At 73.2% G+C, this 26,114-nt stretch carries 30 protein-coding genes; 8 read left to right on the top strand and 22 right to left on the bottom strand.

Going from position 1 to position 26,114, the window contains the following annotated elements:
- Positions 1–81: 81 nt before the first annotated feature.
- A complete protein-coding gene (locus CRP29_RS01420) occupies positions 82–738 on the bottom strand; it encodes a response regulator (protein ID WP_097193283.1) in 657 nt (218 codons plus the stop codon).
- On the bottom strand, positions 735–1,868 hold the full coding sequence (locus CRP29_RS01415; RefSeq protein ID WP_097193282.1) for a sensor histidine kinase: 1,134 nt from the start codon (positions 1,866–1,868) through the stop codon (positions 735–737). Before CRP29_RS01415 ends, CRP29_RS01420 begins: the two co-directional genes overlap by 4 nt.
- Positions 1,869–2,056: 188 nt before the next feature.
- Between CRP29_RS01415 and CRP29_RS01410 the strand changes: the two genes are divergently transcribed.
- Positions 2,057–2,536 carry a DUF6326 family protein gene (locus tag CRP29_RS01410; protein WP_097193281.1) on the top strand — a complete coding sequence of 160 codons (480 nt, stop codon included), beginning with the start codon at positions 2,057–2,059 and terminating at the stop codon, positions 2,534–2,536.
- Between the two features lie 88 nt (positions 2,537–2,624).
- A complete protein-coding gene (locus CRP29_RS01405) occupies positions 2,625–3,356 on the top strand; it encodes a class I SAM-dependent DNA methyltransferase (protein WP_097194024.1) in 732 nt (243 codons plus the stop codon).
- 75 nt (positions 3,357–3,431) lie between these two features.
- On the opposite strand, the gene CRP29_RS01400 is transcribed toward CRP29_RS01405, so the two are convergent.
- Positions 3,432–5,057 (bottom strand): ABC transporter substrate-binding protein, encoded by a 1,626-nt coding sequence (locus tag CRP29_RS01400; RefSeq protein ID WP_141437023.1) that lies wholly within the window; start codon positions 5,055–5,057, stop codon positions 3,432–3,434.
- Positions 5,058–5,415: 358 nt separating this feature from the next.
- Here CRP29_RS01400 and CRP29_RS01395 point away from each other — a divergent pair, with 358 nt between their 5' ends.
- Genes CRP29_RS01395 through CRP29_RS01385 form a run of 3 tightly spaced genes read left to right on the top strand, consistent with a single transcriptional unit; the run spans position 5,416 to position 7,407 of the window.
- Positions 5,416–6,081: an enoyl-CoA hydratase-related protein gene (locus CRP29_RS01395; RefSeq protein ID WP_097193279.1), complete on the top strand. Its 666-nt coding sequence runs from the start codon at positions 5,416–5,418 to the stop codon at positions 6,079–6,081.
- Between the two features lies 1 nt (position 6,082).
- Positions 6,083–6,829, top strand: coding sequence for an alpha/beta hydrolase (locus CRP29_RS01390; protein ID WP_097193278.1), 747 nt, complete (start codon positions 6,083–6,085; stop codon positions 6,827–6,829).
- Positions 6,830–6,870: 41 nt separating this feature from the next.
- Complete coding sequence (locus CRP29_RS01385; protein ID WP_097193277.1) at positions 6,871–7,407, top strand: gluconokinase; 537 nt, start codon at positions 6,871–6,873, stop codon at positions 7,405–7,407.
- A gap of 50 nt (positions 7,408–7,457) precedes the next feature.
- On the opposite strand, the gene CRP29_RS01380 is transcribed toward CRP29_RS01385, so the two are convergent.
- From CRP29_RS01380 to CRP29_RS01365, 4 genes are all read right to left on the bottom strand, one after another.
- The gene (locus tag CRP29_RS01380; protein WP_141437022.1) at positions 7,458–7,784 is read right to left on the bottom strand and encodes a flagellar FlbD family protein; all 327 of its coding nucleotides are present in this window, start codon (positions 7,782–7,784) and stop codon (positions 7,458–7,460) included.
- A 112-nt stretch (positions 7,785–7,896) separates the two neighbouring features.
- Positions 7,897–9,198 carry a hypothetical protein gene (locus CRP29_RS01375; RefSeq protein ID WP_245852490.1) on the bottom strand — a complete coding sequence of 434 codons (1,302 nt, stop codon included), beginning with the start codon at positions 9,196–9,198 and terminating at the stop codon, positions 7,897–7,899.
- Between the two features lie 7 nt (positions 9,199–9,205).
- The gene (locus CRP29_RS01370) at positions 9,206–9,658 is read right to left on the bottom strand and encodes a cupredoxin domain-containing protein (protein WP_245852264.1); all 453 of its coding nucleotides are present in this window, start codon (positions 9,656–9,658) and stop codon (positions 9,206–9,208) included.
- A gap of 42 nt (positions 9,659–9,700) precedes the next feature.
- Positions 9,701–11,536 carry a hypothetical protein gene (locus CRP29_RS01365; protein WP_097193274.1) on the bottom strand — a complete coding sequence of 612 codons (1,836 nt, stop codon included), beginning with the start codon at positions 11,534–11,536 and terminating at the stop codon, positions 9,701–9,703.
- Positions 11,537–11,647: 111 nt separating this feature from the next.
- On the opposite strand from CRP29_RS01365, the gene CRP29_RS01360 reads away from it, so the two are divergent.
- Complete coding sequence (locus CRP29_RS01360) at positions 11,648–12,412, top strand: MerR family transcriptional regulator (RefSeq protein ID WP_141437021.1); 765 nt, start codon at positions 11,648–11,650, stop codon at positions 12,410–12,412.
- Here CRP29_RS01360 and CRP29_RS01355 read toward each other — a convergent pair.
- The 4 genes from CRP29_RS01355 to CRP29_RS23730 form a co-directional block, all read right to left on the bottom strand.
- Positions 12,390–12,641 carry a hypothetical protein gene (locus CRP29_RS01355; RefSeq protein WP_097193272.1) on the bottom strand — a complete coding sequence of 84 codons (252 nt, stop codon included), beginning with the start codon at positions 12,639–12,641 and terminating at the stop codon, positions 12,390–12,392. The genes CRP29_RS01360 and CRP29_RS01355 overlap by 23 nt on opposite strands.
- A gap of 46 nt (positions 12,642–12,687) precedes the next feature.
- Positions 12,688–13,623 carry a siderophore-interacting protein gene (locus CRP29_RS01350; protein ID WP_097193271.1) on the bottom strand — a complete coding sequence of 312 codons (936 nt, stop codon included), beginning with the start codon at positions 13,621–13,623 and terminating at the stop codon, positions 12,688–12,690.
- Positions 13,624–13,898: 275 nt separating this feature from the next.
- Positions 13,899–14,381 (bottom strand): bacterioferritin, encoded by a 483-nt coding sequence (gene bfr, locus CRP29_RS01345; RefSeq protein ID WP_097193270.1) that lies wholly within the window; start codon positions 14,379–14,381, stop codon positions 13,899–13,901.
- A complete protein-coding gene (locus tag CRP29_RS23730) occupies positions 14,368–14,574 on the bottom strand; it encodes a (2Fe-2S)-binding protein (protein ID WP_097193269.1) in 207 nt (68 codons plus the stop codon). Before CRP29_RS23730 ends, bfr begins: the two co-directional genes overlap by 14 nt.
- Positions 14,575–14,715: 141 nt before the next feature.
- On the opposite strand from CRP29_RS23730, the gene CRP29_RS01335 reads away from it, so the two are divergent.
- Positions 14,716–15,498 (top strand): isocitrate lyase/PEP mutase family protein, encoded by a 783-nt coding sequence (locus tag CRP29_RS01335; RefSeq protein WP_097193268.1) that lies wholly within the window; start codon positions 14,716–14,718, stop codon positions 15,496–15,498.
- A 100-nt stretch (positions 15,499–15,598) separates the two neighbouring features.
- Here CRP29_RS01335 and CRP29_RS01330 read toward each other — a convergent pair whose 3' ends face one another.
- From CRP29_RS01330 to CRP29_RS01310, 5 genes are read right to left on the bottom strand one after another with little or no spacing between them, the layout of a single operon-like run.
- Complete coding sequence (locus CRP29_RS01330) at positions 15,599–15,868, bottom strand: hypothetical protein (protein WP_097193267.1); 270 nt, start codon at positions 15,866–15,868, stop codon at positions 15,599–15,601.
- Positions 15,865–17,349 carry a glycosyltransferase family 2 protein gene (locus tag CRP29_RS01325; protein WP_097193266.1) on the bottom strand — a complete coding sequence of 495 codons (1,485 nt, stop codon included), beginning with the start codon at positions 17,347–17,349 and terminating at the stop codon, positions 15,865–15,867. The genes CRP29_RS01330 and CRP29_RS01325 overlap by 4 nt, the downstream gene beginning before the upstream one ends.
- The gene (locus CRP29_RS01320; protein ID WP_097193265.1) at positions 17,346–18,080 is read right to left on the bottom strand and encodes a PHP domain-containing protein; all 735 of its coding nucleotides are present in this window, start codon (positions 18,078–18,080) and stop codon (positions 17,346–17,348) included. Before CRP29_RS01320 ends, CRP29_RS01325 begins: the two co-directional genes overlap by 4 nt.
- Positions 18,077–19,078, bottom strand: a complete 1,002-nt coding sequence (locus CRP29_RS01315) for an ATP-grasp domain-containing protein (protein WP_097193264.1) — start codon at positions 19,076–19,078, stop codon at positions 18,077–18,079. Before CRP29_RS01315 ends, CRP29_RS01320 begins: the two co-directional genes overlap by 4 nt.
- Positions 19,071–20,153 carry a response regulator gene (locus CRP29_RS01310; RefSeq protein ID WP_097193263.1) on the bottom strand — a complete coding sequence of 361 codons (1,083 nt, stop codon included), beginning with the start codon at positions 20,151–20,153 and terminating at the stop codon, positions 19,071–19,073. Before CRP29_RS01310 ends, CRP29_RS01315 begins: the two co-directional genes overlap by 8 nt.
- A gap of 244 nt (positions 20,154–20,397) precedes the next feature.
- On the opposite strand from CRP29_RS01310, the gene CRP29_RS01305 reads away from it, so the two are divergent.
- Complete coding sequence (locus tag CRP29_RS01305; RefSeq protein WP_097193262.1) at positions 20,398–21,105, top strand: response regulator transcription factor; 708 nt, start codon at positions 20,398–20,400, stop codon at positions 21,103–21,105.
- Between the two features lie 143 nt (positions 21,106–21,248).
- On the opposite strand, the gene CRP29_RS01300 is transcribed toward CRP29_RS01305, so the two are convergent.
- From CRP29_RS01300 to CRP29_RS01275, 6 genes are all read right to left on the bottom strand, one after another.
- Positions 21,249–21,923, bottom strand: a complete 675-nt coding sequence (locus CRP29_RS01300) for a response regulator (protein ID WP_097193261.1) — start codon at positions 21,921–21,923, stop codon at positions 21,249–21,251.
- The gene (locus CRP29_RS01295; protein WP_097193260.1) at positions 21,917–22,402 is read right to left on the bottom strand and encodes a hypothetical protein; all 486 of its coding nucleotides are present in this window, start codon (positions 22,400–22,402) and stop codon (positions 21,917–21,919) included. Before CRP29_RS01295 ends, CRP29_RS01300 begins: the two co-directional genes overlap by 7 nt.
- Positions 22,399–23,031: a signal peptidase I gene (locus CRP29_RS01290; RefSeq protein ID WP_217991415.1), complete on the bottom strand. Its 633-nt coding sequence runs from the start codon at positions 23,029–23,031 to the stop codon at positions 22,399–22,401. Before CRP29_RS01290 ends, CRP29_RS01295 begins: the two co-directional genes overlap by 4 nt.
- Positions 23,032–23,059: 28 nt before the next feature.
- Positions 23,060–23,647 carry a TasA family protein gene (locus tag CRP29_RS01285; RefSeq protein WP_097193259.1) on the bottom strand — a complete coding sequence of 196 codons (588 nt, stop codon included), beginning with the start codon at positions 23,645–23,647 and terminating at the stop codon, positions 23,060–23,062.
- 168 nt (positions 23,648–23,815) lie between these two features.
- Positions 23,816–25,279, bottom strand: a complete 1,464-nt coding sequence (locus CRP29_RS01280; protein ID WP_141437020.1) for a sensor histidine kinase — start codon at positions 25,277–25,279, stop codon at positions 23,816–23,818.
- Positions 25,280–25,452: 173 nt separating this feature from the next.
- Positions 25,453–26,109: a DUF3618 domain-containing protein gene (locus CRP29_RS01275; protein WP_097193257.1), complete on the bottom strand. Its 657-nt coding sequence runs from the start codon at positions 26,107–26,109 to the stop codon at positions 25,453–25,455.
- Positions 26,110–26,114 lie beyond the last annotated feature (5 nt).

Here is a 26,114-nt window from a genome sequence, read left to right as displayed (position 1 = left end):
TGACAGTGGCGGGGCCTCGTGACGGCCGCATCCGTCCGTGGGCGTGCGTTGCCCGGGCCGCGGGGCCGGGCTGTGAGCCGATCAGGTGTCGACGCGGTGCGTCTCGTAGGCCCACATGACGATCTCGACGCGGTTGCGGGCGTTCAGCTTGCGCATCAGGGCGGCGAGGTGGGTCTTGACGGTGCTGAGGCTGATCGACAGCTCGTCGCCGATCTCGCTGTTGGTCCTCCCTCGGGCGGCAGCGCGCAGGACCTGTTCCTCGCGGGCGGTCAGCGGCTCGACGGGCTCGGGTGGCCTCGGGCGCGAGCGGTTGTCGGCGAAGGAGGACAGGAGCCTGGCGGTGATGCTGGGTGCGATCAGGGCGTCGCCACGGGCGGCGGCATGCACGGCCTGGGTGAGCAGTTCGGCGCCGGCGTCCTTGAGCAGGAACCCCCGGGCGCCTGCCTTCAGCGCGCCGTAGACGTACTCGTCGAGGTCGAAGGTGGTGATGACGACGACGGCCAGGGGGTCGACGACGTCGGGCCCGGCGAGCTGCCGGGTGGCCTCGATCCCGTCGACGTCCGGCATGCGGATGTCCAGCAGGCACACATCGGGACGGAGCGCCCGCGCCAACGCGATCGCCCGTCGGCCGTTCGCGGCCTCGCCCACGACGGTGATGCCTGGCTGGGCGTCCAGGATCATGCACAGCCCCGCCCTGACGATGTCCTGATCGTCGGCGACGAGCACGCGGATGGTCATGACGCACGCGCCGTGCGAGGCAGCGAGACGTCGACGCTCCAGCCGCCGTCCGGGTCAGGTCCCGCCCGGAGGGTGCCTCCGAGGAGGCTCGCCCGTTCCGCCATGCCGCGGAGCCCGAAGCCGTCCGGCGCAGATCCGGCCGGACGTGCCGCGCCGTCGTCGTGCACGCGCAGACGCACCTGGCCGCGGGATGCGGCGACGGCGACGGTGACCTGGGTGGCCCCGGATGCGTGCCGGGTCGCGTTGGTGACCGCCTCGGCGGCGATCAGGTACAGGGCGGTGCTGATTGCCGGATCGACGGCCTCGACGTCACCGGAGACCTGGACGCGGACGCCCAGCACCTCGCCTCCGGGGCGAGCGAGCCGCTCGATGTCCGCCACGCCCCGGCGGGGGGCGAGATCGGCGTCCGTCCCGTCGCGCAGCACACCCACCAGCGCCCGCATCTCCTGGAGCGTCCGGGACGCCTCTTCCTCGATGGTGACCAGGGTGGCCAGCGCGCGCTCGGGATCTGCGGCCGACAGCGCGCGCCCCGCCTGCGCCTGGACGGCGATCGCGGAGACGCGATGCCCGACCGTGTCATGCAGCTCGCGCGCCAGCTCGTTGCGCTGGCGCAGCCGCACCTGCTCGATCTCCCGGTCGTGGCTGCTGGTGCGGTAGCGCACGGCGGCGCCCAGCGCGGCCGAGAACAGGAAGAAGCCGTAGCCGGCGACCCTCTCCGCCGGTGAGGTCGGGTCCACGGCGAGGGTGACGGGCACCCAGATGAGGACGATGCCCAGTCCGAGGGCAGCCTCGCGACCTGCCCCCCAGCGCAGCAGGGAGTAGGGGAGTACGAGCAGCCCTGCGATGCCCAGCAGACCGGTGGCATCGATGACCGCGATCCTCGCGATGTCGAACGCGAGGACGGTTCCGAAGGCGACGGCGACCGCTACCAGCGGGCTCGTGCGCCGCCACAGCAGGCACGCCGCGACCACGACGCTGACACCGATCAGCAGCGGCGCCCATGCCCTGTCGTCGCGCACCAGCAGCTCGACGAGCGAGATCGCGACGAGACCCGAGGACAGCGCCCAGTCCCGCCAGACCCGCACCGGCGGGCGCGGGGGGCGTGGCTCAGCCCAGATCCCAGCAAGCATGCGTCCCCCTCCCGGCCACCGTAGAGGGGCCGCCGCTCGGGCGGATCAGCCGAAAGTACGGCGGCTGTCCCGTCCGTCCGGCCGGGACAGCTGGGGCCTGCAGGCGGATGTGTCGCCTGTCGACGCTCGTCATGGTTTCGGCATCGACTGAGCCGACGTGGCCAGCTCGCCCGCACACAGGAGAAGTGATGACCAGAAGCAGCACGACCGCCGGCGCACTCCAGGAAGCGCAGCTCCCGGTTCAGGCGAAGCTCGCAGCCGCCTGGGCCAGCTTCATGTTCCTCTACATCTACGTCGACTACCTCCACCTGTACAAGCCCGGCTCGATCGACGAGATCGTGTCCGGCGTCGTCCACGAGTTCGACACGGGCCCGACCTTCGTCGCCCTCGCGCTCACGCTCATGGCCGTCCCGATCCTCATGATCGTGCTCTCCGCGGCACTGGCCGCCCGTGTCAACCGCGCCACCAACCTCGTCGTGGCAGCGCTCTACATCCCCGTCTCGATGTACAACGTGGCCGGGGAGGAGTCCTGGAGCTACTCCTACTTCTACGGCCTCTCCATCGGACTCGAGGTGCTGCTCCTGGCCTTCGTCCTGCGCGCCGCCTGGATGTGGCCCCGGACCACCCGAGCCACCGCCGCCCGCGACCTCGCCCAGGCCCGGGCGTGACGCCGCCGCATCGGGCGACTCCAACCGCGTACCCGGCGGTGGGCGGAACTCGGTGGCTCCGGCGGCGCCGGCGGGCCACGCTGCCGCCATGAGCAGCAGCGACGTCTGGGACGCGGCGACGGCGGCCGGTTACGACCGGGAGGCGGCGAACATGTTCGCGCCCGACGTCCTCGACCCGGCGGTCGACGTCCTCGCGGAGCTGGCGGGGGAGGGGTCGGCGCTGGAGTTCGCGATCGGCACCGGGCGGGTGGCCATCCCGCTGACCGACCGCGGCGTCCCGGTCGCGGGCATCGAGCTGTCGCAACCGATGGCCGACGAGCTGCACCGGAAGCGGCCCGACGTCCCGGTGGTCGTGGGCGACATGGCGACGGCCACCAGCCCCGGTGAGTTCTCGCTGGTCTACGTCGTGTGGAACAGCCTCGGCAACGTGCGCACCCAGGACGAGCAGGTCGCGACCTTCGCCAACGCCGCCCGCCACCTGGCCCCGGGTGGATGCTTCGCCGTCGAGCTGTCGGTCCCCGCCCTCCGCCGCTTCCCACCGGGCCAGACCGCCGTGCCGTTCCACGTCGGTGCGCACCACGTCGGCTTCGACACCCTCGACCTCGCGACCCAGCAGGGCACCTCGCACCACTACTGGCGCCGGGACGACGGCACGGTCCGCTACGCGGCGAGCAACTTCCGCTACGTCTGGCCGGCCGAGCTCGACCTCATGGCCCGGCTGGCCGGCCTGGAGTTGGTCCGCCGGACGGCCGACTGGCGGGGCGCCCCGTTCACCGGCGACAGCGAGAGCGCCGTCTCGGTGTGGCGGAAGTTCGCCTGACGCTCACAGGCGAACGGATCAGGCCGCCCTCCCGTCGGGAGAGCGGCCTGACCCGTCGTCGTGCGGGGGTGGAACTCAGTCGGTCACCCAGACGTGGCCCCACATGGCCGTGGCGCCCGGGACGCCTTCGCCCTTGGTGTCGTCGGGGAAGGTCCAGCCATCGACGTTCTTGACCCGCTCCTGCACCGCGATGTCGGTGAGGGTGTAACCGGTGAAGAGGTTCGGGACGGCCTCGGAGAGGACCAGGCTGATCTCCTCCACCGCAGCCTTGCGCTCCTCCAGGTCCGTGGTGGTCCGCAGGACCTCCAGCTGCTCGTCGATCTCCGGGCTGCTGTAGCCGGTGACGTTGAGCGGTCCGGGCGTGAAGGCCTCGCTGAGGATGTAGTACGGATCCCGCTCCGAGCTGAAGCGGTAGCACTGCACGTCGTAGTCCTTCGCGAGTGCGTTCTGGATGTGGGCGGCCTGCTCGACGGCGTTGAGCTCGACGTTCATGCCGATGCCGTTCCAGAACGACTGGTACAGCTGGGACAGCTCGTTGAGGCTGGGGTCGGGCGGGCAGTTGTAGGTGAAGGAGATCTGCGTGCCCGCCGGCTGGCCGTCCGAGCGGGCGGGGTCGTTGATGTACTCGTCGTAGAGCTCCTGTGCCCGCTCCGTGTCGTAGCCGGGGAAGGCGTCCTGGGCGTCCTCGGAGTAGTACGGGCTGTCCGGGCTGAAGAACTGGGTGGCCGGCGGGGTCATGCCGGTGCCACCGAGGACCTCGATGAGCGACTCCTGGTCGATGGCGTACGCGAGTGCCTGCCGCACGCGCGGGTCGTCGAACGGGGCGCGGGTGGTGTTGATCAGCGACCCGCCGCTGTTGTTGCCCAGGTACTCGTAGTTGTCCACGCCGTCGAGGTCGCGGGCGCGGGCGATCGTGCTCTGGCGCAGCGACTGCATGGCGTCGATGTCACCGCTCTGCAGGCTGGCCAGCCGGGTGTCCTCGTCCGGGATCGGTCGGAAGGTGATCTCGTCGAGGTAGGGCAGCCCGTCCTGCCAGTAGTTCTCGTTCCTCTCGACGACGAGGTTGCTGTCGCGCTGCCAGCTCACGAACCTGAACGGACCGGTGCCGACGGGGCTGGATCCGGCATCGGGGCCGGCCGCGGCCGCGGCGGTCGGTGAGAACGGCCACCCGGCGGCGGCGGTCAGGACGTCGGGGAACGCGGAGTTGGTGGCGGCGAGCCGGTATTCCACCGTGAGGTCGTCGACGACCTCCAGAGAGGTGACCTCGGCCAGCGTCCTGGCCAGGTTGGACGTCGGCGCCTTGAGGTAGGTGTCGAACGTCGTCTTCAGCGCCTCGCCGTCCAGCGGGGTGCCGTCGTGGAACTGCACGTCCGGCCGGAGCGTCAGGGTCCAGGTGGTGAAGTCCTCGTTCGGCTCCATCGACTCGGCGAGGTAGGGCTTGACGTCGCCGTCCTCGGTGCGCTTCATCAGCGGGTCGTAGATGGCGTAGGCCACGGTCGTACCGGGGTTGCCGAAGCTTCCCTCGCCGGGAAGCCAGCTGTTGGTCTCGGCCTCCAGTCCGACCTCGATCGAACCACCGGTCACCGGCTCCCCCTGCTCGGAGATGTCGTCGACCGTCCCCTCCTGGGCCGCACCACCGCCGTCCTCGTCGTCGCCGCCACCACAGGCCGCGCTGCCGAGCAGGAGGGCGACGAGTCCCACGGAGGCGAACGAACGCCTCCACGGGCCGGTCGTCGGGCGTCGATGTCCTCGCATGCGGTCACTCCTCGGATCAGGCGTACAGGGCCAGCAGACGGGCCGAGATCCATCGGGTCGATGAGCGGACGTCCGGGCCGTCCTCCCGAGTCTGTGCGCCTTTCGTGGCGCAGGTCACAGATCTGGCCACTCTGTCGCAGACCCGTGACCTTCCGCTCCGGGTCACCGGGGGCCGCCGCTGGTCGGTCGGACGGCGAGGTCCCCTCATCGGCGCGCTCGGCCGACCGGCATGATCGTGCGCAACCCGGGCACGTCGTTCCGACGACGGAGCCCGCCTGCTGCCGCCTGTTCCGGAAGGACCGCCATGCCCACGCTGGACCGCTCCGGCGACGTGTTCGTGCTCGACCTCGGGGACACCGAGAACCGGTTCTCCCCCGACTGGCTGACCGCGATGAACGCCGCGCTCGACGAGGTCGAGCAGGCCGACGGCGCCCGCGCCCTGGTCACCACCGCCACCGGCAAGTTCTTCTCCAACGGCCTGGACCTGGAGTGGCTCTCCACTCACGAGGCCGAGCGCGGGACGTACGTCTCCGGCGTCCAGCACCTGCTGGCGCGGGTGCTCGCCCTGCCGGTCGTCACCGTCGCAGCGATCCAGGGGCATGCCTTCGCGGCCGGGGCCATGCTGACGCTGAGCCACGACGTCCGCGTCATGCGCGCGGACCGCGGCTTCTGGTGCCTGCCCGAGGTCGACATCCAGATCCCGTTCACCCCGGGCATGTCCGCGCTGATCCAGAGCCGGCTGACCCCGCAGACCGCGCACGTCGCGATGACCACCGGCCGCCGCTACGGCGGGGCCGAGGCCGTCGAGGCCGGCATCGTCGACACCGCCGTCGCCGAGGACGCCGTCCGGTCCACCGCCGTGGAGATCGCCACCGGCCTGGCCGGCAAGGCGGGGGAGACGCTCCGCACGATCAAGGCGCGGATGTACGGCCCCGCGCTGGACAGCCTCCGGGCCCACGTCGGCGGCTGAGGTGCCCGCCGAGGAGGACCGCTCGGTCCTCGGCCTGCCTGCGCCCGGCCCTGACCTGGAGCTGCGCTACGGCGGCCACGCGGACGCCGTGGTCGACGTCCGCTTCGGTGGCGGGGAGGCTGCGGCACGGCCGCTGGTGGTGTTCGTGCACGGCGGCTTCTGGCGGCCCGCCTACGACCGGGTCCACGTGCGGCCGCTCACGGCGGCCCTCGCCGACGCCGGGTGGACGACGGCGGCGATCGAGTACCGCCGCGTGCCCGGCCGGCCCGACGACACGGTGGACGACGTCGCCGCGGCGATCGGGTACCTGGCGACCGCCCGCGAGCTGGCCGGGTACAGCGACGGGCGGCTGCTGCTGGCCGGGCACTCCGCGGGTGGACACCTGGTGCTGCAGGCCGCCGTCGACCGCCGGGTGCCGGAGCTCGCCGGAGTGGTGGCGCTCGCGCCGGTCGCGGATCTCGCGCTGGCCGAGGAGCTCGCGCTCGACGGGGACGCCGTCCACGCGTTCCTGGGCGGGCCCGCCGCCGGCCGCCCCGACCTCGACCCGGTCCGGCAGCCCGACCCGGCCACCCCGGTGACGATCGTGCACGGCACCACCGACGAGATCGTCCCGCTCGCCCTCGCCCGCTCCTACGTCGCGGCGCATCCCACGGCCCGGCTCGCGGAGGTCGACGGCGGGCACTTCGTCGTCATCGATCCGCGCAGCACCGCCTGGCCGGTCCTGCTCGCGGCGCTGTCCACGTCCTGAGCCGTGTCGCCGGGGGTCGCGCGCGGTCCTAGGTTCGGTCCATGCAGGCCGACGGCTCCTCGACGCCCACCACCGTCGTCGTCATGGGGGTGTCCGGCTCGGGGAAGACGACCGTCGCCGTGCAGCTCGCCGAACGGCTGGGCTGGGAGTTCGCCGAGGGCGACGACTTCCACCCCCGTGCCAACGTCGACAAGATGGCCGCCGGGCATCCGCTGGACGACGAGGACCGCTGGCCGTGGCTGCGCACCATCGGCGGCTGGATCGACCAGCGGGAGGCGACCGGCCGCTCCGTCGTCGTCACCTGCTCGGCGCTCAAGCGCAGCTACCGCGACCTGCTGCGCGAGGGCCGGCCGTCGGTCTGGTTCGCCCACGTGACCGCCGATGCCGCCGTGATCCGCGAGCGGATCGAGGGCCGCACCGGCCACTACATGCCGGCGTCCCTGCTCGACAGCCAGCTCGCCACGCTCGAGCCGCTCGGGCCCGACGAGGCCGGCGCGGAGATCTCCGGCGCCGGCTCGCCCGACGCGGTGGTCGACGGCCTGATCACCGCCCTCGGCAGGTCAGGCCGGGCGGTGTGATGTACAGCCGCGTGGGAACGCGGCTGTACGTCGATCCGGGCGGCCGGGGGTCAGCCCTCGGGCGGTCCGTCGACCGGCCGCCGGTCGGCCGGCGATCCGGGGGAGTCGCCGTCCCGTGCCCGTGCCCGGCGTTCCACCCGCAGGGTGGCGGCGGAGTCGGCCAGCTCGGCCGTCCCACCCGCCAGCTGCTTCTGGACGACGAGCAGCTCGGCGTGCGAGTCGCGGATCTTGAGGAGCAGGTCGTCGAGGTCGCCGTCCAGCACGTAGGTGCGGCCGCTGACCATGTGCACCACGGTGTCGGGCACCGACTCGACGCGCTCGATCTCGCGCGGGTCGATGGTGCGGTGCTCGCCGTTGCGGCAGGTCACTGCGATCACGGGCGGTCCTTCCGCTGGAGCGGGGAGTGGACCCCGGTGGCGCCGTGCTCGGCTTCCTCTCCTTCGGCATCCGGGTGCGTGAGCTGAAGCCCACGCCCCCGTCGTCCGCAGCTCAGAACCCGAAGAGCAGCCCGAGCCCGCCGAGGGTGAAGACCACCATGACCAGGACGAGCGGGAGCTGGTCGGAGGCGCGCGCCCGCCGGGCGGACAGCAGAGCGCGCTCGTGGGCGAGGACCACCCCGACGACGTGCCCGGTGATGATGGCCCCGACCTGCACCAGGGCGATGACGTCGGCGCTGACGGCGGTGAGGTCGACCCGGTTGCCGTAGGTGCCGAACAGGTCGACGCCCTCGGCGCCGAACGGGTTGCTGAGCAGGATCCAGGTCGTCTGGCCGTCCAGCGCGAGCAGGCTGAAGTAGTGCGCCACGGTGTAGCCCAGGGCGATCGGGATGACCGTCGCCGCGTACCGGCCCGGCTGGACCCGCTCGTCCTGGCCCGCGAGCCGGCCCGAGAGGCGGGTGCCCAGGACGTAGAGCCCGGCGACCAGCCCGATCGACAGCAGCAGCCCGACCGTGCCGGAGAACCAGTCGTTCGCCGAGCCGGGACCGGTCTGCCACCACACCGTGCGGGTCAGCCCGTCGAACGCCGTCGAGCCCAGCAGCACCAGGACCAGCGCCGCGAGCCCCGGCTGGCCGGGGGTGGCCAGCGCGCCGGCCAGCGGGTTGCGCACGACCAGCCGGCCGTCGCTGCGCCGTCCCCACGGGGAGAGCCGGGCGACCAGCGTCGAGTACGCCTCGAACCCGTCGCCGGCGGCGAACCAGCCCTCCCCGAACCACTGCGCCAGCGCCAGGTGGACGGCGGCGTAGGCCAGCACGAAGACCGCGACGGTGATCGGCTCGGAGCGGTCGGGGTAGACCAGTTCCAGCCACACGAAGACCAGCAGCGAGCCGGCCGCGGGCCACAGGCCCAGCGCGGGGAGCCGGTGCGCGCCGGGGGCGGCCGGCCCGAGCGGCCGGAGCAGCCGGTGCAGCAGCCGCAGCGGGTTGGCGAACCGCCACACCGGGCCCAGCAGGAGGCTGGCCGGGACGATGCCCACCCAGAAGGTGACGAACAGGGCCCACGGCGCGAGGTTGCGCGACGTCTCCTCCGGCCCGCCCAGGGCGACCAGCACGACGAACGCCGTGACCAGCAGCGCCACCGCCTGCAGCCCACGGCGCGGGCCGGCGCCGTCGAGCACCCGCTGCAGGCCGGCGGGCAGCGGGCGGCCGGAGTCGGCGCCGCCGAGGTGCGGGCTGCGCCAGAACAGCAGCAGCACGGCGAAGCTGGCGAGGATCGCCGCGCCGGCGCCGTAGAGCGCGAACCCGATCGGGATGGGCAGGTCGGTGCGGGACCCCACCCCGTGGGCGAGGAGCATCACGGGCCTAGGAGACCTGCAGGGTGAGCAGCACCGTGCCCGCGTCGTGCAGCTCCACCTCGAAGACGCCGGGGATGGTGGCGTCGAAGGTGATCTCCGCCGGGGTGCCGGGGACGAGGTCGGTGGTCAGGTCGTAGCCGTGCACGTGCACCTCGTCCGCGGCGTCGCCGGTGATCGCCAGCGTCACCTCCTCGCCGGCTGCGACCGGCACGCGACCGGTGTCGCCGGCGACCTGGCCGCCCGTCACCTGGACCTCGATCCGCGTCCCCGACGCCGCGGGGGCAGTGGTCGCGGCGCCGGCGTCCTCCGTCGGGCTCGCGCCCGACGGGGCGGGAGTCGAGGAGGCGGAGCCGTCGCCGTCGGCCGCTGCGTCCGTACCGGCGCAGGCCGCGAGCGGGAGGACGAGCACGAGGGCGGACGCCGCGAGGGCGCGGGGCAGCCGGGCAGGACGAACGGTCACGAGCAGGAGGCTCCTGTGCGGGTAGGGCGGAGGGCCGGGCGGTCAGCCGGCGCGGGTGGGCGTGCGCGACTCGTCGACCGGCTCGTCCGCCGGGGCGTCGGGGTAGGGCTCCTCGGCGCTCGCCCGGCGGGAGTAGCGGGCCACGCCCCACGACATCGCCGCGATCAGGCCGAGGGTGCAGGCCAGCACCACGAGGTTGGAGACCAGCCAGACGCCGCCGCCGGAATCCTTGAGCTCGCGCTGCAGGATCTCGATCTCGGGGATCGCGGAGCGGGTCATCCCGTCCTCGGCGACGACCTCCTCGGCGTCGATCGCCTCGTCGGCCGGAAGGTAGATCGGGAACGCGGTCAGCACGCGGCCGTCGTGCACCCGCAGCAGCGTCTTCCACGTCCCGTGCAGCGGCACCGGCTCGGTGGTCCGGTACTCGCCCTCGCCGATGCGCTCGAGCGCGTTGACCACCAGGCCGTCGCCCTGCCACGAGGTGATCTGCACCCACGACGGGTCGTCCGCGAAGTCGGCGGGATCGAGCTGCACGGTGATGTCGGCGGTGCGCGGGTCGCTCTCGACGTCGGTGATCGCGAAGGTCGCCTCGACGTCGTCGGGCACGTTCGCCACCAGGCCGTTCGCGACGCAGGCCGCCAGGGCCACCAGGCTGGCCAGCAGGATGGAGCGCGCCACCACCGGCCGGGGGAGTCGCCGGCGCAGACCCAGGGCGAGCAGTGCACCGAGCAGCCCGCCGGCGACTCCGCCGACGATCGCCATCAGCGTGCCCTCGACCAGGATGTCGCTGTTCCACGACAGGGTCTGCACCACCTGCGTCCAGCCGGCCTCGGTCGCGTGCCCGATGGTGCCGATGCCGATCCCGGCGACGGCGCCGAACAGGATCGGCCGGCGGGCCGGGGAGAGACCGAACGCCAGCAGTTCGACGACGATCGCCGAGCCCAGGTACAGCGGGAAGGTCGGGGTGATCTCGTCGAAGCCGCCGCCCACGATCAGCGCGATGCCGCTGCGGATGACGAGGAAGAAGGCGGTCGCGGCCAGCGCGCCGCCGCGGCCCATGAACATCCGCGCGGCGACCAGGGCGATGCCCGCGGCACCGGCGATCATGAACGGCTCGAGGACCAGCCGGAACTGCGGGACGTCGAAGTCGTACTCGCCCTGGAACACCGACATGCCCAGCAGCAGACCGCCGGTGGCCGCCGCCTGGCGGATGAACCGCGTGGTGCGCCCGGCCTTGACGTCGCCGTCGTCGGTGGAGAGCGAGCCGTGGCCTTCCTGCTCGAGCACCAGCAGCCCGATGATGGACAGGCCGGCGCCGCCGATGAGCATCAGGTGGGTCGGGCCCCAGAGGGTGACGTCCTGGCCGAAGAGGCGGTGCCAGACGTCGTCGAGCGGGAAACCGAGCAGCGCGTAGAAGCCCGAGACGGTGATCAGGATGCCGCCGACCGGGACGTCCCAGCCGCGCACGAAGCGGACGGCGGACGGGCCCGGCTTCTCGTCCAGCGGCATGGCGCAGGCCAGGATGCCGCCGGCGAAGACGCCGAACAGGCCGAAGAGGATGAGGAAGTGCGCGGGGTTGGCCAGCGGCCCCTCGTCGCGGCCCACGCCGATGTGCAGCGCGATGTCCCACAGCATCCCGAGCAGCGCCACGAGCAGCGAGATCGTGGTGAGGATGGTGGGCAGCGCCACCCAGGCCGGCACGCCGGTGGCCGCCCCGAGCCGGTTCCCGACCGTGGTCAGGACCGTGGAGCGGCGGGTGCGGTGCAGCCACACCAACCCGAGGAGGACGACGGTCAGGCCGGCGCCGATGCCGGTGGCGAGGGCGACCTCGCCGAGCGCGGCACCTCCGGCGGGACGTGTCTCAGCGGCGAGCAGCACGCAAACCCCCTCAGTAGATGTGGGTCACATGGAACACCCACACCGTGACATCGACAACTGATACATAGAACGAACGGTTTACCGTATGGATGCGCGGCTGAGGAGGTGGGCGTGGTCACCCCAGGTGAGACGACGCCGGACGGCGACGACGGCGAGCTGACGGTCGACCAGCTCGCCCGGCGGGCCGGCGTGACGGTGCGCAACGTGCGGGCCTACGCCGCCCGGGGTCTGCTGCCGCCGCCGCGGATGGTCGGCCGCACCGGGTACTACGGCCGCCAGCACGTCGCCCGGCTGCTGCTCGTGCGCGAGATGCTGGCCGAGGGCTACACGCTGGCCATGATCGAGCGCACGCTCACCTCGGCGCCCGCCACGGGCAGCTCGGCGACCCTCGCGCTGCACCGGGCGCTGCTCGCTCCCTGGCTGCCGCCGGAGCCGGAGGAGATCACCGGTGCCGAGCTGGCGGCCCGTGCCGCTGTCCCGGAGAGCCCGGCCGTCGTCGACAGCCTGGTGGAGCTCGGCCTGGTCGAGCGGATCGGCGACTCCCGGATCCGGGTGCTCGATCCCGCGCTGCTGACCGCAGGGATCCAGGTGCTGGCCCTCGGTGTCCCGATCGAGGCCCTGATCGACGCGCAGGCCCGCGTCACCGAGCACGTGCGGGAGATCGCGCGCACCTACGTGCAGATGTTCGTCGAGACCCGGTGGCAGGCGTGGGTGGACGCGGGAGCGCCCCGGGAGCAGATCGAGGAGATCCGGGCGACCGTCGCCCGGCTGCAGCCGGTGGCGGCGCAGGCGCTGCTGGCGGCGTTCCGCACCGAGATGGCCGGCACGGTGCAGGCGGCGGTGGAGACCGCGCTCAGTCGGCTGGCGGAGGAGTAGGCCCCCCGGTCGCCGGGCGTCGTCCCTCGATGTCCTGGTAGTCGCCGAGCGCCTCGTGCGCGCGGGCCTCCTCGGCAGCCTCGGCCTCCGCCTCCCGGGCGGCGAGCCGCCGGTTGCGCACCACGGCGCCGACCACCAGGGCCACCAGGATCACCGCGGGGACGAAGAACCCCAGGGTGCCGATGACCGCGAGGCCGTCCATGGCCAGGACGTCGATGCGACCGCTCACCGGTCCATGTGACACCGGTTGCTGACAGGGTGTCAAACGGAGGTGGTCAGTCGCTCTGCCGGCCCTCGCGCCAGTAACCCATGAACGCCACCGAACGCCGGTCGACGCCGACGGTCTGGACCAGGTGGCGGCGCAGCCCCTTCACCACGGCGGCCTCGCCGGCGAGCCAGGCGTAGACCCCCGACGAGCGGGTGGGGACGGTCGCCTCGACCGGGACCTCCCAGAGGATGCCGCTGTCGACGTCGACGTCCTCGAGCGGCGCGGAGGGGGAGGGGGCCAGGTCGTCGGCGAGCTCGGCCACGGCGTCGACGACGGCGGCGGTGAGCAGCGCGCCGCGGGCAGCGGGCGCGCCGGTGCCGGTCGAGCGGGGCAGCCAGGTGACCTCGACGCCGGCGGGGGCGGCCAGGTTCAGCACGTCACCCGCCTCGGGGACCTCGAGCAGTACGTGCGCGCGCCGCCCGGCCGGCAGCGACTCGACGATCGAGCAGATCGCGGGCACGGCGGTCTCGTCGCCGGCGATCAGCAGGCAGGAGGCGTCGACCGGCGGGTGCCACTCGAAGCCGCCCGTCGGGCCGGGGAACCGGGAGTTCGGGCCGATGAGGACGACCTCGTCGCCGACCGTGGCGGTCTCGGCCCAGGCCGAGGCAGGCCCGGTGGCGCCGTGCAGCACGAAGTCGACGTCGACCTCGCGGCGCTCCGCGCGCAGCGCCCGGACCGTGTAGGTGCGGATCGGCATCTGCCGCTCGGCGGGCAGCGCGCGCCACGCGCCGTACCAGTCGGGATCGGTCGGGCAGTCGTCGATGCCGCGGCCGGGCAGCGGGAGCATGACCTTGATCCGCTGGTCGTGGCCGTTGGTGCCGAACTCGTCGAGGTCGACCCCGGCGAAGGTCACCCGCAGGAAGCTCGGGCTCAGCCGCTGGAGGCGGGCGACCTGCACGGCGAACGGCCGGTAGACCGGGATCTGCACTGTCTCGACGGTCATGCGTTCTCTCCCGGTGGCCGGCAGGCGGGGCGGTGGCGCCACTTAGGCTAGCCTCACCTGGCTTCGCGCCGAGTCTCGCACACGGTTGCGAGCGGATCCAGAGGCACGGGAGATCGATCTGCGTGCGTCGGGCCGCACTCTGCCGGCGGGTTCCGGACGTTGCCTGCGCGATCGCGCCGGCAATCACGGCAACGGGGCCGCAGAGTGCCCCGGCGGACGCGCCGAGGGCCGCCTCCCGGATCGGGAAGCGGCCCTCGGTGCGGACGGGGGAGACGTCAGGGCGTCTCGGTGCTGATCTGCGCGGCCAGGTACTGCGCTGCGCCGACCCGCTCGATGGCGCCGAGCTGGGCCTCGAACCAGTCGGCGTGCTTCTCCTCGTCGCGCACCATCTCCTCGAAGACGGCGGCGGTGCCGTGGTCGCCGAGGTCGTGGCACTCCTTGGCCGAGGCGTTGAACTGCGCCACGGCGGCCTTCTCGCTGTCGAGGGCCAGGACCAGCATCTCCTCGGCGGTCTCGCCGACGCGGATGGAGCCCAGGCGCTGCAGGTTGGGGTGGCCGTCGAACAGCAGCACGCGCTGGATCAGCGCGTCGGCGTCCTTCATCTCGTCGATGGACAGGTCGTAGAAGACCTTGCCCAGCTTCGGGAGTCCCCAGGCGTCCAGCATGCGGGCGTTGAGGAAGTACGTGTTGGTGACGGTGAGCTCGAAGGTCAACGCATCGTTGAGCAGTTCGACCACTCGGGGACTAACGGGCTGCACCTGCAACTCCCAGCTGTCGCTCGGACATGACCGGGCAATGCTGGCACACCAGATCGCGCATGGTCTCCACGCAGCCGCCGCACGTGCGGCCGGCCCCGGTCTGCCGGGCGACGTCGGCGACGCACCGGGCACCGTTCGCGATCGACTCGAGGATGTCCTGGTCGGTCACCACGTTGCAGTGGCACACGTACATGCGCAGGTCGCCTTACCGGGAGACGGCGGGGGAGCGGAACTGTCCGGACCGGAGTCGGGCACTGCGACGGAGGTTAGCCTGCCCTCACCCGCTGCGCCAGCCTCCCTGGTCAGCGGGGCGCGCCCTGGCTAGATTCGCTCCATGTCCGACCTCGTCGCTCGCGCCCGGACCCTGCTGGACCTGCACACCGCCCCGGAGGTGCTGGTCCTCGCCAACGTGTGGGACGTCGTCTCGGCGCGGGTGGTGGCCGGCACCGACGGCGTCCGGGCCCTGGCCACGGCCAGCCACTCGATCGCGGCCACCTTCGGCTACGAGGACGGCGAGCGGATCCCGCTGGACCTGCACCTGGACATGGTCGCCCGCATCGCCGCGGCCGTGGACCTGCCCGTGTCCATGGACATGGAGGCCGGCTACGGCGACGCGGGGGAGACCGCCCGGCGGGCGATCGCGGCCGGCGCGGTGGGCGGCAACCTCGAGGACGCCATGCGGCCGCTGGACGAGGCCGTCGCCGCGGTCGAGGCGGTGCTGGCCGCCGGTCGCGAGGCGGGGATCGGGTTCGTGCTGAACGCGCGCACCGACGCCGTCCTCCGGGCCGGGGCCGCCGCGGACCGCACCGAGGTGCTCACCGAGGCCGTCCGCCGCGGGCGCGCCTACCTGGAGGCCGGTGCGCCGGTGGTGTTCGTGCCCGGCGTCGTCGACCGCGAGGAGATCGCGGTGCTGGCCGAGGCGTTCGGCCCGGGGCGGCTGAGCGTGATCGCCGTCCCCGGCCGGTCGCCGTCGGTGCGGGAGCTCGAGGAGCTCGGCGTCGCCCGGGTGTCGACCGGCCCGAACACGCAGCGAGTCGCGCTGACCGCGCTGCAGGACGCCACCGCCGCGCTCGTCGCCGGTGGCGAGCTCCCACCGGGTACGCGGACCCTCAACTAGCGGCCCGGCGCCGTCCTCCCTCACCGCGGCGCGTCCTCCCTCGTCGTGCACCGTGAGGGAGGACGCGCTGGGATCAGGGAACCTGATCGTGGCGGAGCGCTCACATCAGGAGCGAGCGCACCGTCCAGAGCAGGACGACGACGGCGATCGCGACGGCGAGGCCCGCGAAGAGCCGGCGCTCGCGCAGCCGGTCGGCCTCGGTCTCGTCGGCCAGCGCCATCGGGTCGGCCCAGACCGGGAGGACCCCACCGCGGGCGGCGAGGTCCGCCGCGGTCAGCACGACCGGGGGCGAGACGCGGTACGGGCGCGCCGCCAGGCTCGTGACGATCTCCGCGGTGGCGCGGTCGGACGTGGTGCGGCCCCTGCTCATACGGAGACCCTCCCGGTCTTCTCGGTCTTGTCCCAGGTCATCGCGGCCCCGCGGTACTCCTTGACGTAGGCGTCCACGGTGATCGCGCACATGATCGGGCCGAACCCGATCAGGTAGAGCCCCAGCGGCGCGAGCCGGCGGCCCCAGCGGGTGAGCTCGAGCTTGCGCAGCAGGAAGGCCGCCGGCACGCAGAGCACCAGCCAGCTGTAGACGAACAGCGTCCAGCCGCTGCTGTCGCCGCCGCCCCACGGGACCAGCATGGGGAACGTGGCGCCGGTGAGGACGGCGAAGGAGATGACGCCGGGGAACAGCAGCGCCTCCCTCCACACCTTGAGCCCGACCCGGGGGTCGACCGAGATCGTCATGGTGATCATGAAGACGAAGGTCGCGACGGGGACGAAGACCGCGGCGCCGAACACCGTGGCGGCCAGGTCGCTGTCCAGCAGGTAGAGCCCCACGAGGCCGATCGAGGTCAGCAGCATCGCCACCGGCAGCAGCAGGATGGCGAACCAGAAGACGCCGAAGAAGAAGCCGCCGAGGCCGGGGTGCACCGACTTCCGGAACCACAGGTGGCGGTACATCGAGGTGATCTGCACGTTGCCGCGCGCCCACCGCAGCCGCTGCTTCCACAGCGCGTCGATGCCGGCCGGCTCCTCGGCCAGCACGCGGGCGTGCGGCTCGAAGACGACCCGGCGCCCGGCGAGCTGGGTGCGGAAGGTGGTGACCGTGTCCTCGGCCAGCGAGGAGGTGTCGATCTGCCCGCCGATGGCCTCGAGGTTCTCGCGGCTGTGCAGCTGGGCGCCGCCGGCCAGGCAGGCCATGGCGCCGGCGACGTTCTGCGCCCGACGGGAGGCGGCCTGCGCGGCCAGGTAGTCGAAGCCGATGAAGCGGGTCAGCCCGTGGGCGTCCTCGCTGCCCTCGCGGATGTAGGCGGTGACGGCGCCGACGGTCGGGTCGGCCAGGTGCCGGGTCATCTTGCGCAGCGAGTCCGCCGCGTAGATGACGTCGGCGTCCATGATCAGCAGCGCCTCCATCCAGTCGTCGGCGAGGACCTCGCGCAGCCCGTGGTTGAGCGTGTGCGCCTTGCCCTCGCCGCCCTTCTCGCGGCGCAGGTGCACGACGCGGCCGGGGAAGCGCTCGCCGAGCCGGGCCATGACCGCGGGGGTCTCGTCGGTGCTGGCGTCGTCGACGACGAACACGCGCAGCCGCTCCGGCGGGTAGTCCAGCCCCATCAGCCGGTCGACCGATGCGGTCAGCACGGCCGCCTCGTTCCAGGCCGGCACGAGCACCGCGACGTTGGGCAGGTACGGCCCGGTCTCGCGGTAGTGGTTGCGGACGGCGTGCATCGGGATGAGCAGGAACTGCGCCAGCCCGGCGACCACGGGGATCGCGCCGAAGGCCACGAACGCCAGCAGCACGGCGACGAGCACCCCGCGGCCGATCTCGGCCACGTCGGGGGCGGCGGTCAGGACGTCGGTCATCGGACACCCACCAGGCGGCGGACCGCAGCGGCCTCGCCGACCCAGGAGTAGCGGCCGACGGACGACGCCTCGTGGCTGTCGGTGGAGCCGACCAGCGTCACGCCGGCGGCGGCGAAGGCGAGCACCACGCGCGGGCCGGGGCAGCGCCACTTCTCGTTGACCTCGACCGTCGTCCCGGTGCGGACGGCGGCCGTGGCGATCTCGTGCAGGTGGGCGTCGGAGAGCGCGCTCTCGTGCAGGCCGATCTTGGGCAGCAGCGAGAACAGGTGGGCCAGCTGGGCCCGGCCGGCCAGCGTCATCGCGCGGACCGTCGCCGTCACGAGGATGTCGAGGGCGTCCTGCGGGTGCAGGCCCCGCTCGATCTCCTCCATGGTCCGGCGCGGGCTCCACGGGCCGTCGGGCCCGGGGAACTGGTGGTCGGCGATGAGCACGCGGTCCACGCCTCCGGCGCCGACGACGAGGTCGGCGGGGACGTCGAGGCGGCCCGACGCGTCGAGGATCTTCGCCTCGACGCCGGTGAGCACCTCCAGGCCCTCGACCCGCGGCAGCGCCGCGACCTCGGCCAGGAACTCCGGCACGTAGGTGGTGGAGGTGCGGACGTGGTCGACCATGCGGACGCTGGCCAGGCCGGCGTCGCGGGCGGCGGCCAGGTTCGCCCAGGTGGTGCTGACCGCGTCGTCGGACCAGGTGGAGTGCACGTGGTGGTCGGTGCGGACCAGGTCGGCGGTCATCGCTCGTCCCCGTTCCCGGTCGCCGCGGCGAGGACGTCGGCCGGGTCGAGGAAGACGTCCTCGAGGAACCGGACGACGGCCACCTCGGCGAACGGCACCGAGTCGGGGAGCTGTCGGCCCAGGGCGAGGTCCAGGGCGAGCGAGGGCATGTCCACCCCGGCCGCGACGGTGAGCGGCATGGCGCCCGGGAAGCGCGGGTTGACCTCGAGCAGCGCGGCCCGCCCCTCGGCGTCGCGACGCAGCTGCACGTTGGCGACGCCGACCAGGCCGATGGCCTCGGCGACCCGGCGGGCGGTCTGCTCCAGCTCGCGGTCCGCGACGGTGCAGCCGGCCACCGAGACGCCGGAGTCGACCCGCAGCCGCGAGCGGGGGACCGCCGCGACGACGTGCCCGTCGGCGTCGGCCAGGGTGTCCACGCTGAACTCGTCGCCGGGCAGCAGCGCCTGCACGAGGATGTCCTCGTCGGCGCCCAGGGCACGCAGCGCCTCGGCGTCGTCGACCTGGTGCACGCCGCGCGAGCCGGCGCCGCGCCGCGGCTTGACGATCACCGGGTAGTCCCAGGACTCCGGGTCGGTGGTGCCGAGCAGCTCGGTGCGCGGCGTGGGCAGCACGTCGGCGCAGCGGCGGGCCAGCGCGAACTTGTCCAGGCAGACCTCGAGGGTCTCCAGGCTCGGGGCGGCCAGCGCGGTGCCGATGGCGTCCAGGCGCTTGCGCTCGGCGGCGATGCGGGGCAGCTCGACGTCGACGGTGGAGAAGAGGACGTCGACCCGCTCCCGCTCGCAGAGCGCGACCAGGGAGTCGACGAAGGTCTCGGCCAGGCCCGGCTCGACCAGGAAGCGCGAGTCCGCGTCGACCAGGTAGAGCCCGCTGGCGTAGCGGTCCATGTCGGCGGCCAGCAGCGTGACGTCGGGACGGCGGGCCAGGGAGCGGAGGACGGCGACGCCCGCCGGCCCTCCGGCGCCCGTGACGAGCACGCGGACGGGAGTGGGATCAGACACCGGTGGGCTCCGTGAGGGTCGAGGTCGGGAAGGAGAAGGAGGACGCGAGGGCCGGCGACTCGCTCTGCGCGCCCACGACGGTGCTGGCCTCGCGGATCACCTCGAGCGGCTCGCAGTGCTGGCCGCCGCCGTAGCGGGACCAGTAGCGGCTGGTGGCGAGGACGAAGTCGTCCTGCATGTAGGTGCGGATGCCGGACTGCGATCCGAAGCAGGCCAGCAGCGCCCGCTTGGTGTCGGTGAAGCCGTCGATGCTCACGAACCGGGTGGGCCGGTAGTCGATCGTGGCCGAGGGGCTCTGGTAGCAGGCGAAGGTCGGGACGTTGCGGGTCGCGACGGTCGCCGCGGAGTGGACGGCACGGTGGTCCTGGTGCCGGTCGTGCGCGGAGTGGGTGTAGACGATCGAGGGCTGCACCTGGCCGACGACGCGCTCGATGATCGAGACGGTGGGGTCGGCCTGGCTGATGCGGGTGTCCTCGAGGTCCTCCATGAACAGCCGGGCGCCGATCAGCTCCGCGGCGGCCATCGACTCGCCCATGCGGTCACCGGCCTCGCCACCACGGGCACCGCGGGACAGGGTGAGGATGACGACCTGGTCGCCGGCGGACCGGTGGGCGGCCAGCGTGCCGCCGATGCCAAGTTCCACGTCGTCCGGGTGGGCGCCGATCGCCAGCACCGTCTGGTGGCGCGCGGTGGCCCGGCGGGAGCGGCCGAGCTCGACCACGCGCAGCGTCGTCGTGACGACGTCGTCCCGGCGGACCGGCTTGACCATGAACTCGTCGGCGTTGCGGCGCAGCGCCTCCACCGCGTACTCCACCGAGGCGTGCGCGGTCATGACGACGACGGGCAGGTCGGGCTGCAGCTCGCGCAGCTTCCCGACGAACTCCAGCCCGTTCATGCCCGGCATCTCGATGTCGGTGATCACGGCGTCGAACCGCTCCCGGGCAGCCAGCGCCAGGGCCTCGAGCGGGTCGAAGCAGGCGACCGCGGTCATGCCGGCCTTCTGCAGCACGGTGCGCACGAAGTGTGCGATGTCGGGGTCGTCGTCGACCACCAGCACGCGGACGTCGCCGTCCATGGCCAGCTCCTCAGCGTCAGCGCCTCCCGGGGGAGGAGGACACGTCGTGTCCTGCACCCCGCAACGGCCGGACCGGCGGTGTAGCTGAGCCGGGGGTGCCTCGGCGTCACCCGGAGGGGTGAGCAGGCCCCCACCCGCCCCGGGCGCTCGGCTCAAGCTGCCTGCCGCCCCCGCCGATCACTCCCTCAGGTGACGTGGACCGACCGGTCCGCGGCCGTACGCACGCATCGGAGGGACGACGCTCGTGGCTGCATCATCCGTGCTCGTCGTGGAGGACACCGAGGAGATCCGCGAGCTGGTCCGCACGGTCCTCGAGCGCGCCGGGATGGATGTCCGGGCCGTCGGCACGGGAGTGGAGTGCATGGCGGAGGTGCGCCGGCAGGCGCCGGACCTCATCGTGCTCGACCTGGGCCTGCCCGACACCGACGGGACCGAGCTCTGCCGGCAGATCCGCGCCGAGACGGCCTGCTACGTCCTCATGCTCACCGCCCGCTCCGAGGAGGTCGACCTGCTCATCGGGCTGGCCGTCGGCGCCGACGGGTACATGGCCAAGCCGTTCTCCCCGCGCGAGCTCACGGCGCGGGTCCAGGCGATGCTGCGCTTCCCGCGCACCGCGCCGGCCCCGCAGGCGCCGGCCGCGGCCGAGGAGTCGGTCCGCCGGCTCGCCGAGCTCGAGGTCGACGAGGAGACCCGGGAGGTGCGGGTCGACGGGGCCGTCGTCGACCTGACCCGCACCGAGTTCGACCTGCTGGCCGCGCTGGCCTCCCGGCCGGGCCGGGTGCTGCAGCGCGAGACGCTGCTGCGCGAGGTCTGGCAGACCGACTGGGAGGGCAACCTCCGGCTGGTCGAGGCGCACATGTCCAACCTGCGCCGCAAGCTGGTGGCCGCCGGGCTCAGCTCGCCGGAGATCCGCACCGTGCGTGGCGTCGGCTACCGCCTGGTCGCCGCCTGATCGACCTTCCCCAGGCATGGGAAGCGATGCACCCGTTCGGAGAGCGGAAACAGGTGGATCGGATCCCATGCCTGAAGGGCCCGTAGACGATTCCCCCTCGTCTGCGGGCCCTTCGGCGTGCTGCGTCCGAGCGGGGTCAGGGCTCAGGCGCCGATCAGTGCGTGCAGGTGCTGCACGCGGTCGTGGGCCAGGATGCCGCGACGGGCGTCGGCGGCGATCGCCTGGCAGATCGTGGCCACCTCCGGGTGGCCGAGCTGGCCGCTGGTGCCGGCCAGGGTGTAGGCGGCGGAGGCGACGGCCGGGCTGTCGCCCTGGCGGGTGTGGGTCTCGATGGCCGACAGGCGGCCCGGCAGCGCGGTCACGTACATCTCCTGGAGTCGGTCCATCAGGTCGTCCTCGAGGTCGGCGTCGTGCAGGTCGCCGACCTCGTGGATGGCGTACTGGGTGCCCCGCGCAGCCGGCCCCGTGGTCCGGCTGCGCAGGAAGTCGAGGAGGATGCCGGCGTCGACCGGCTTGCCCAGGCAGGCCAGGGCGCCGACGGCGGCGGCCTCGGCCCGGACCCGCTCCGAGGGCTGCCAGGCGGCGACCAGGAAGTGGGCCTGCGAGCCGTCGCGGCGCAGCCGGCGGAGCAGCTCCAGCCCGTCCTCGCCGGCCACCTCGGCGTCGGTGACGACCAGGTCGACGTCCGCGGTCGCGGCGAGCTCGAGGGCGGTGGGCACGTCCGCGGCCTCGCGGACCTGCCACCCGCCGAGGCGGAGGAGGCCGGTGACCCGGCGGCGGGCGAGCGCGTCGGCGTCGACGACGAGGGCGGTCAGCACGACAGCACCGCCGTCCGAGCGGTCTCGGCCGTCCAGCCGGTCCGGGTGAGCGTGATGACCGACAGGCGGGGCTGGTAGTTGAGGTAGCCGCGGTCGACCGTCTGGCTGACCGTCCTCGTCGCGGCGTTCGTCTCCGCCATGACCACCGACTGGCCGTTGTTCAGGTGGGCCATCACCCGGTATCCGGTGACGCCGCTCGTCGCGGAGCCGGCCGGCCAGGTGACCGTGGCCTGGTACCAGTAGCTGTAGGTCGGGGCGACCCACTGGCCGTAGGAGTTGTAGTAGCCGCCACCGGTCTGCGTCTGGGTGCAGGACTTCGCGACGTTCACCGAAGCCGGCGCGGTGACGGACCCGGTGATGACCTTCGCGGCGACAGCCGGGGTGTTCGCGGAGAACGCGGCCGAGGCGGGGATGACGGTGCCGACGACGACGGCGGCGACCAGGCCGAGCAGGACAGCGGTACGGCGGATGGCGTTCATGCCTGGTCCTCCTCGTCGCGGGTGTCGGTGGTGGGGCGCCAGATGCCCAGCAGCAGCCAGCCGGCCAGCAGGGCCGGGGCGCCGTAGAGCAGCACCTGGGTGAGCACGGGGGCGCGGAGCGCCTGGATCAGGTGGCCGAGCTCCGGGACGACGGCGCGCACCCGGTAGGCGGTGTCGCCCTCGAGCGTCGCGGTCCACGGGTCGATGGCCTCGTTGGCGTCACCCTTGGTGCGGACGGTGACGGCGCCGGCCGCGTCCCGCTGCACCTCGACGACCCGGTGGGTCACGAGCGAGCGGTCGCCGATCGGCTGGTGGTAGGTGATGACCATGCCCTCGGTGACGTCCTCGACGGCGACCGGCGTGACGACGGTGACGTCGCCGGGCTCGATCATCGGGGCCATGCTGCCGGTGAGCATCGTCATGGTGCGGTAGCCGAGGACGTGCGGTCCCACGGCGAGCAGAGCGAAGACCGCGACGGCCAGCCCGACGACTCCGCGGACCAGCCACGGGGCGAGCAGGCCCAGCGTGCGGGCCGGACCGGCGGACCGGTTCCGTGCGGAGCGGCTGTCCTCGGCCGGGGGCAGCGTCTGAGCTGCCCCCGGGCGACGGACGGGGAGGACGGCGGTCATGGTGTGGTCTCCGGTTCGATCAGCCGGGTCAGCGCGCGGTGCCGGTGCGCTGCGTGGCGTCGAACTGCATGCTCAGCGTGGTCGACTTGTTCTGGAAGTCGTTGTTCGCGGCGGTGGGCAGCTCGACCTTGACCAGCAGGTTTGCGGTCTGGCCGGCGGTCATCGCGGCGGAGCCGGCCAGGTTCAGCTGGGTCGCGACGGCCCCGCTGTAGAGCTGCGTCGCGGTGCCGGTGCAGGTGTGGGTGGCGCTCCAGGGAGCCGTGCACGAGGAGACGGTGAGCTTGAGGCCGTCGGCGCGGGTGTCCAGGATGCTCGACACGGTGGCCTTCGAGGTGAACGTCAGGCTGCCCAGGTTCTCGGTGCCGTCGTTCTTGAGCGCGATGGCCCGGGTGACGGAGTCGCCGGGCACGAAGGCGTCGGTCGTCAGCGGGAAGGCGGCGTGCGGGTTGGTGGCGTCGATCGACAGGGTGCCCGAGGTGATGGTCGTGGCGACCGGGGTGCTGCTGTCGGTGAAGGAACCGAAGGTGCCCATGCCGGCGACGGCGGCCGCGGCACCGATGACGCCGAGCGAGCCGATGACCTTGCGGGCGGTGGAGCTGGTGACCTTGGCGCTCATCGTGTTCTCCCTGAGTCCGTGTCTCCGGCTCTTCCGGCGACAAGGAGAACTCTGGAGGTCCTTCCGCAGGCCACCCGCCCGCTTACCGCAAGGAATCCGCAAGGCTCGGTCGGAGTACCCGCAGATCGGGCTCCCGGCGGCCGATCTCCCCGGTCCGGGCGCGGAGGGTCAGGCGTCGCGAGGGAGCGTGAGCGTGAAGGTGGTGCCCTCGCCCTCGGCGCTCACGAGGTCCAGCGTGCCGCCGTGGGCGGTGGTGATGGCCTTGGTGATCGACAGCCCCAGACCCACACCGGGGACGGCGTTGCGCTGGGCGGTCGAGGCGCGGAAGAACCGGGTGAACAGCTTGCCCTGCTCGTCGTTCGGGATGCCGATGCCGGTGTCGCGCACCGACAGCTGGGCGACCGGCGTCGCGCCGGGACGTTCCTCGGCGGTCACGGCGCCGTCGGCCGACCGCCAGCCGGACGTGACGGTGAGGGTGACCTCCCCGCCGCGGGGGGTGAACTTCACGGCGTTGGAGACGAGGTTGTCGCAGGCCTGACCGAGCCGGACCGGGTCCCCGGCGACGACGAGCCGGCCGCCGGGAGCCGCCACGCGCAGCTGCACACCGGCAGTGGTGGCGGCGACGCGTGCGGTCTCCTCCGCGGCCCCGACGATCGTCACGAGGTCGACCTGCTCCGGCTGCAGGGTGAACTGGCCGGCCTCGACGCGGGCGGTGAACAGCAGGTCGCCGACCAGGCGCAGCAGCCGGTCGGCGTTGCGCTCCACGGTCGTGAGGTACTGCCGCTGCTCGTCGGTCAGCGTCCGGTCGTCGTCGTCGAGCACGAGCTCGAGGTAGCCGAGGATCGAGGTGAGCGGGGTCCGCAGCTCGTGCGAGATGAGGCTGACGAACTGGTCCTTCATCCGCTCGGTGGCGCGGATCTCCGTCATGTCGGTGCCCACGAAGTTCCAGCCCGCGTGCACGCCCCGGTCGTCGGTGCGCGGGGTGACCGCGACCGAGACGGTGCGCTGCCGGCCGCCCGCGCCGACGTAGGTCCAGTCGCGGACGTCGCTGCCGTTCTGCTGCGCGTCCCGGACGAGGGCCTCCAGCCCCACGGTCGTGCCGTGTGAGCCGGCGGCCTCCTCGAGCTCCTCGGGGAGGTGGAACTCCACGATCGAGCGTCGGCGGACGACGTCCGCGCGGGGGAGACCCAGCAGCTTCTCCGCGCCCGGGTTCCAGACCCGGATCGTGCCGTCGGGGTCGGTCCCGATGATCGACTGCTCGGTGACCGCGTCGATGACGCTGGTCATGGTCTGGGCGCGCGCAGCCAGGATGCGGGAGGCCTGGTCCAGCTCGTCCGCGCGGCTGCGCACCTGCTCGAGCAGCGTGGCCTGCTCGCGCTGCAGCCGGTCGATGGTGACGGCCTGCCGGCCGAGGCGCTGCGCGCCGGCGACCAGGGCGCCGGCCGGCGCGAGGAGGAGGAGGAACACGGCAGGAGTGCCGGTGACCGGCAGCGCGCCGACGGCGAGCAGCGCGGGTGCGGCGAGGACGGCGAGCGTCGGGAGCAGGCGACCCAGCGCCCCTGCCGCCCACGTCCCGGCGGACCACGGCCGACGCGTGGGCGCGGGCGAGCGGTCGAGGACGGCGGCGGTCATGCTCCGGACTTCGGCGTTCCACGCCTGCCCCCGCAGGTCCACCGACGGCCGTCTCACCCTCCCGGGTGACAGCTCGCGGTGGCCTGCGCCGCCACCCCCGGACAGCACAGCGCCCCGCCGGGAGGACCCGGCGGGGCGCGGTGACGTGCGAGCGGGTCAGCGACCCGCGTGGATCAGGAGCCGGAGGTCTGGCTCTGCACCGTCGTCTTGGACTGCTGGGCCTGGCCCTGCACGTCCGCGGCGGCGGACTGCCCCTCCTCCTTGACGGTGGCGGCGGCGTCCTGGGCGGTGGACTTCACCGACTCCACGGCGTCCTGGGCGGCGGGCTTGAGCTGCTCGCCGATCTCCTGGGCCGCCTGCTTGGCCGGGGCCAGCAGGGCGTCCTTGTTGTCGCGGACCGCGGTCTCGGCCTGCTGCGCGAGCTGCTGCTCCCGCTGCGTGGCCGGGAGCAGGCTCGAGACGAGCCAGCCGACGCCGAAGGCGATGAGCCCGGCGGCGAGCGGGTTGCCCTGGGTCTGGCGGATCGCCGCGTCCGGAGCGCCCTGGATGGCGCCGGCCGCGGTGGAGGCGGCGTCCTGCACGGTCCCTGCGGCGCCGTGCACGGAACCGGCGGCGTTGGACGCCATCCCGTGCGCGGACTGCGTGGTGTCGTGTGCGGTGCCCATCACCTTGTCCTTGAGGCCGGTGACGCGTCCCTTGGCGGCGGTGACCCGCCGGTCGACGACGCGTGCGGGGTTGACCTTCTCGTTGAGGGCGTCGACGTCGTAGCTGAGCTCGCGTCGCGTGTCCTCGATCTGGCGCCGGATGACGTCCGGGTCACTGCTGGTCATGTCTG

Source organism: Blastococcus aggregatus (genome assembly GCF_900221005.1).
Classification (GTDB): Bacteria; Actinomycetota; Actinomycetes; order Mycobacteriales; family Geodermatophilaceae; genus Blastococcus; species Blastococcus aggregatus.
Note: the sequence above shows the minus strand (reverse complement) of the source record. Positions and strands in the feature narration are given on the sequence as shown.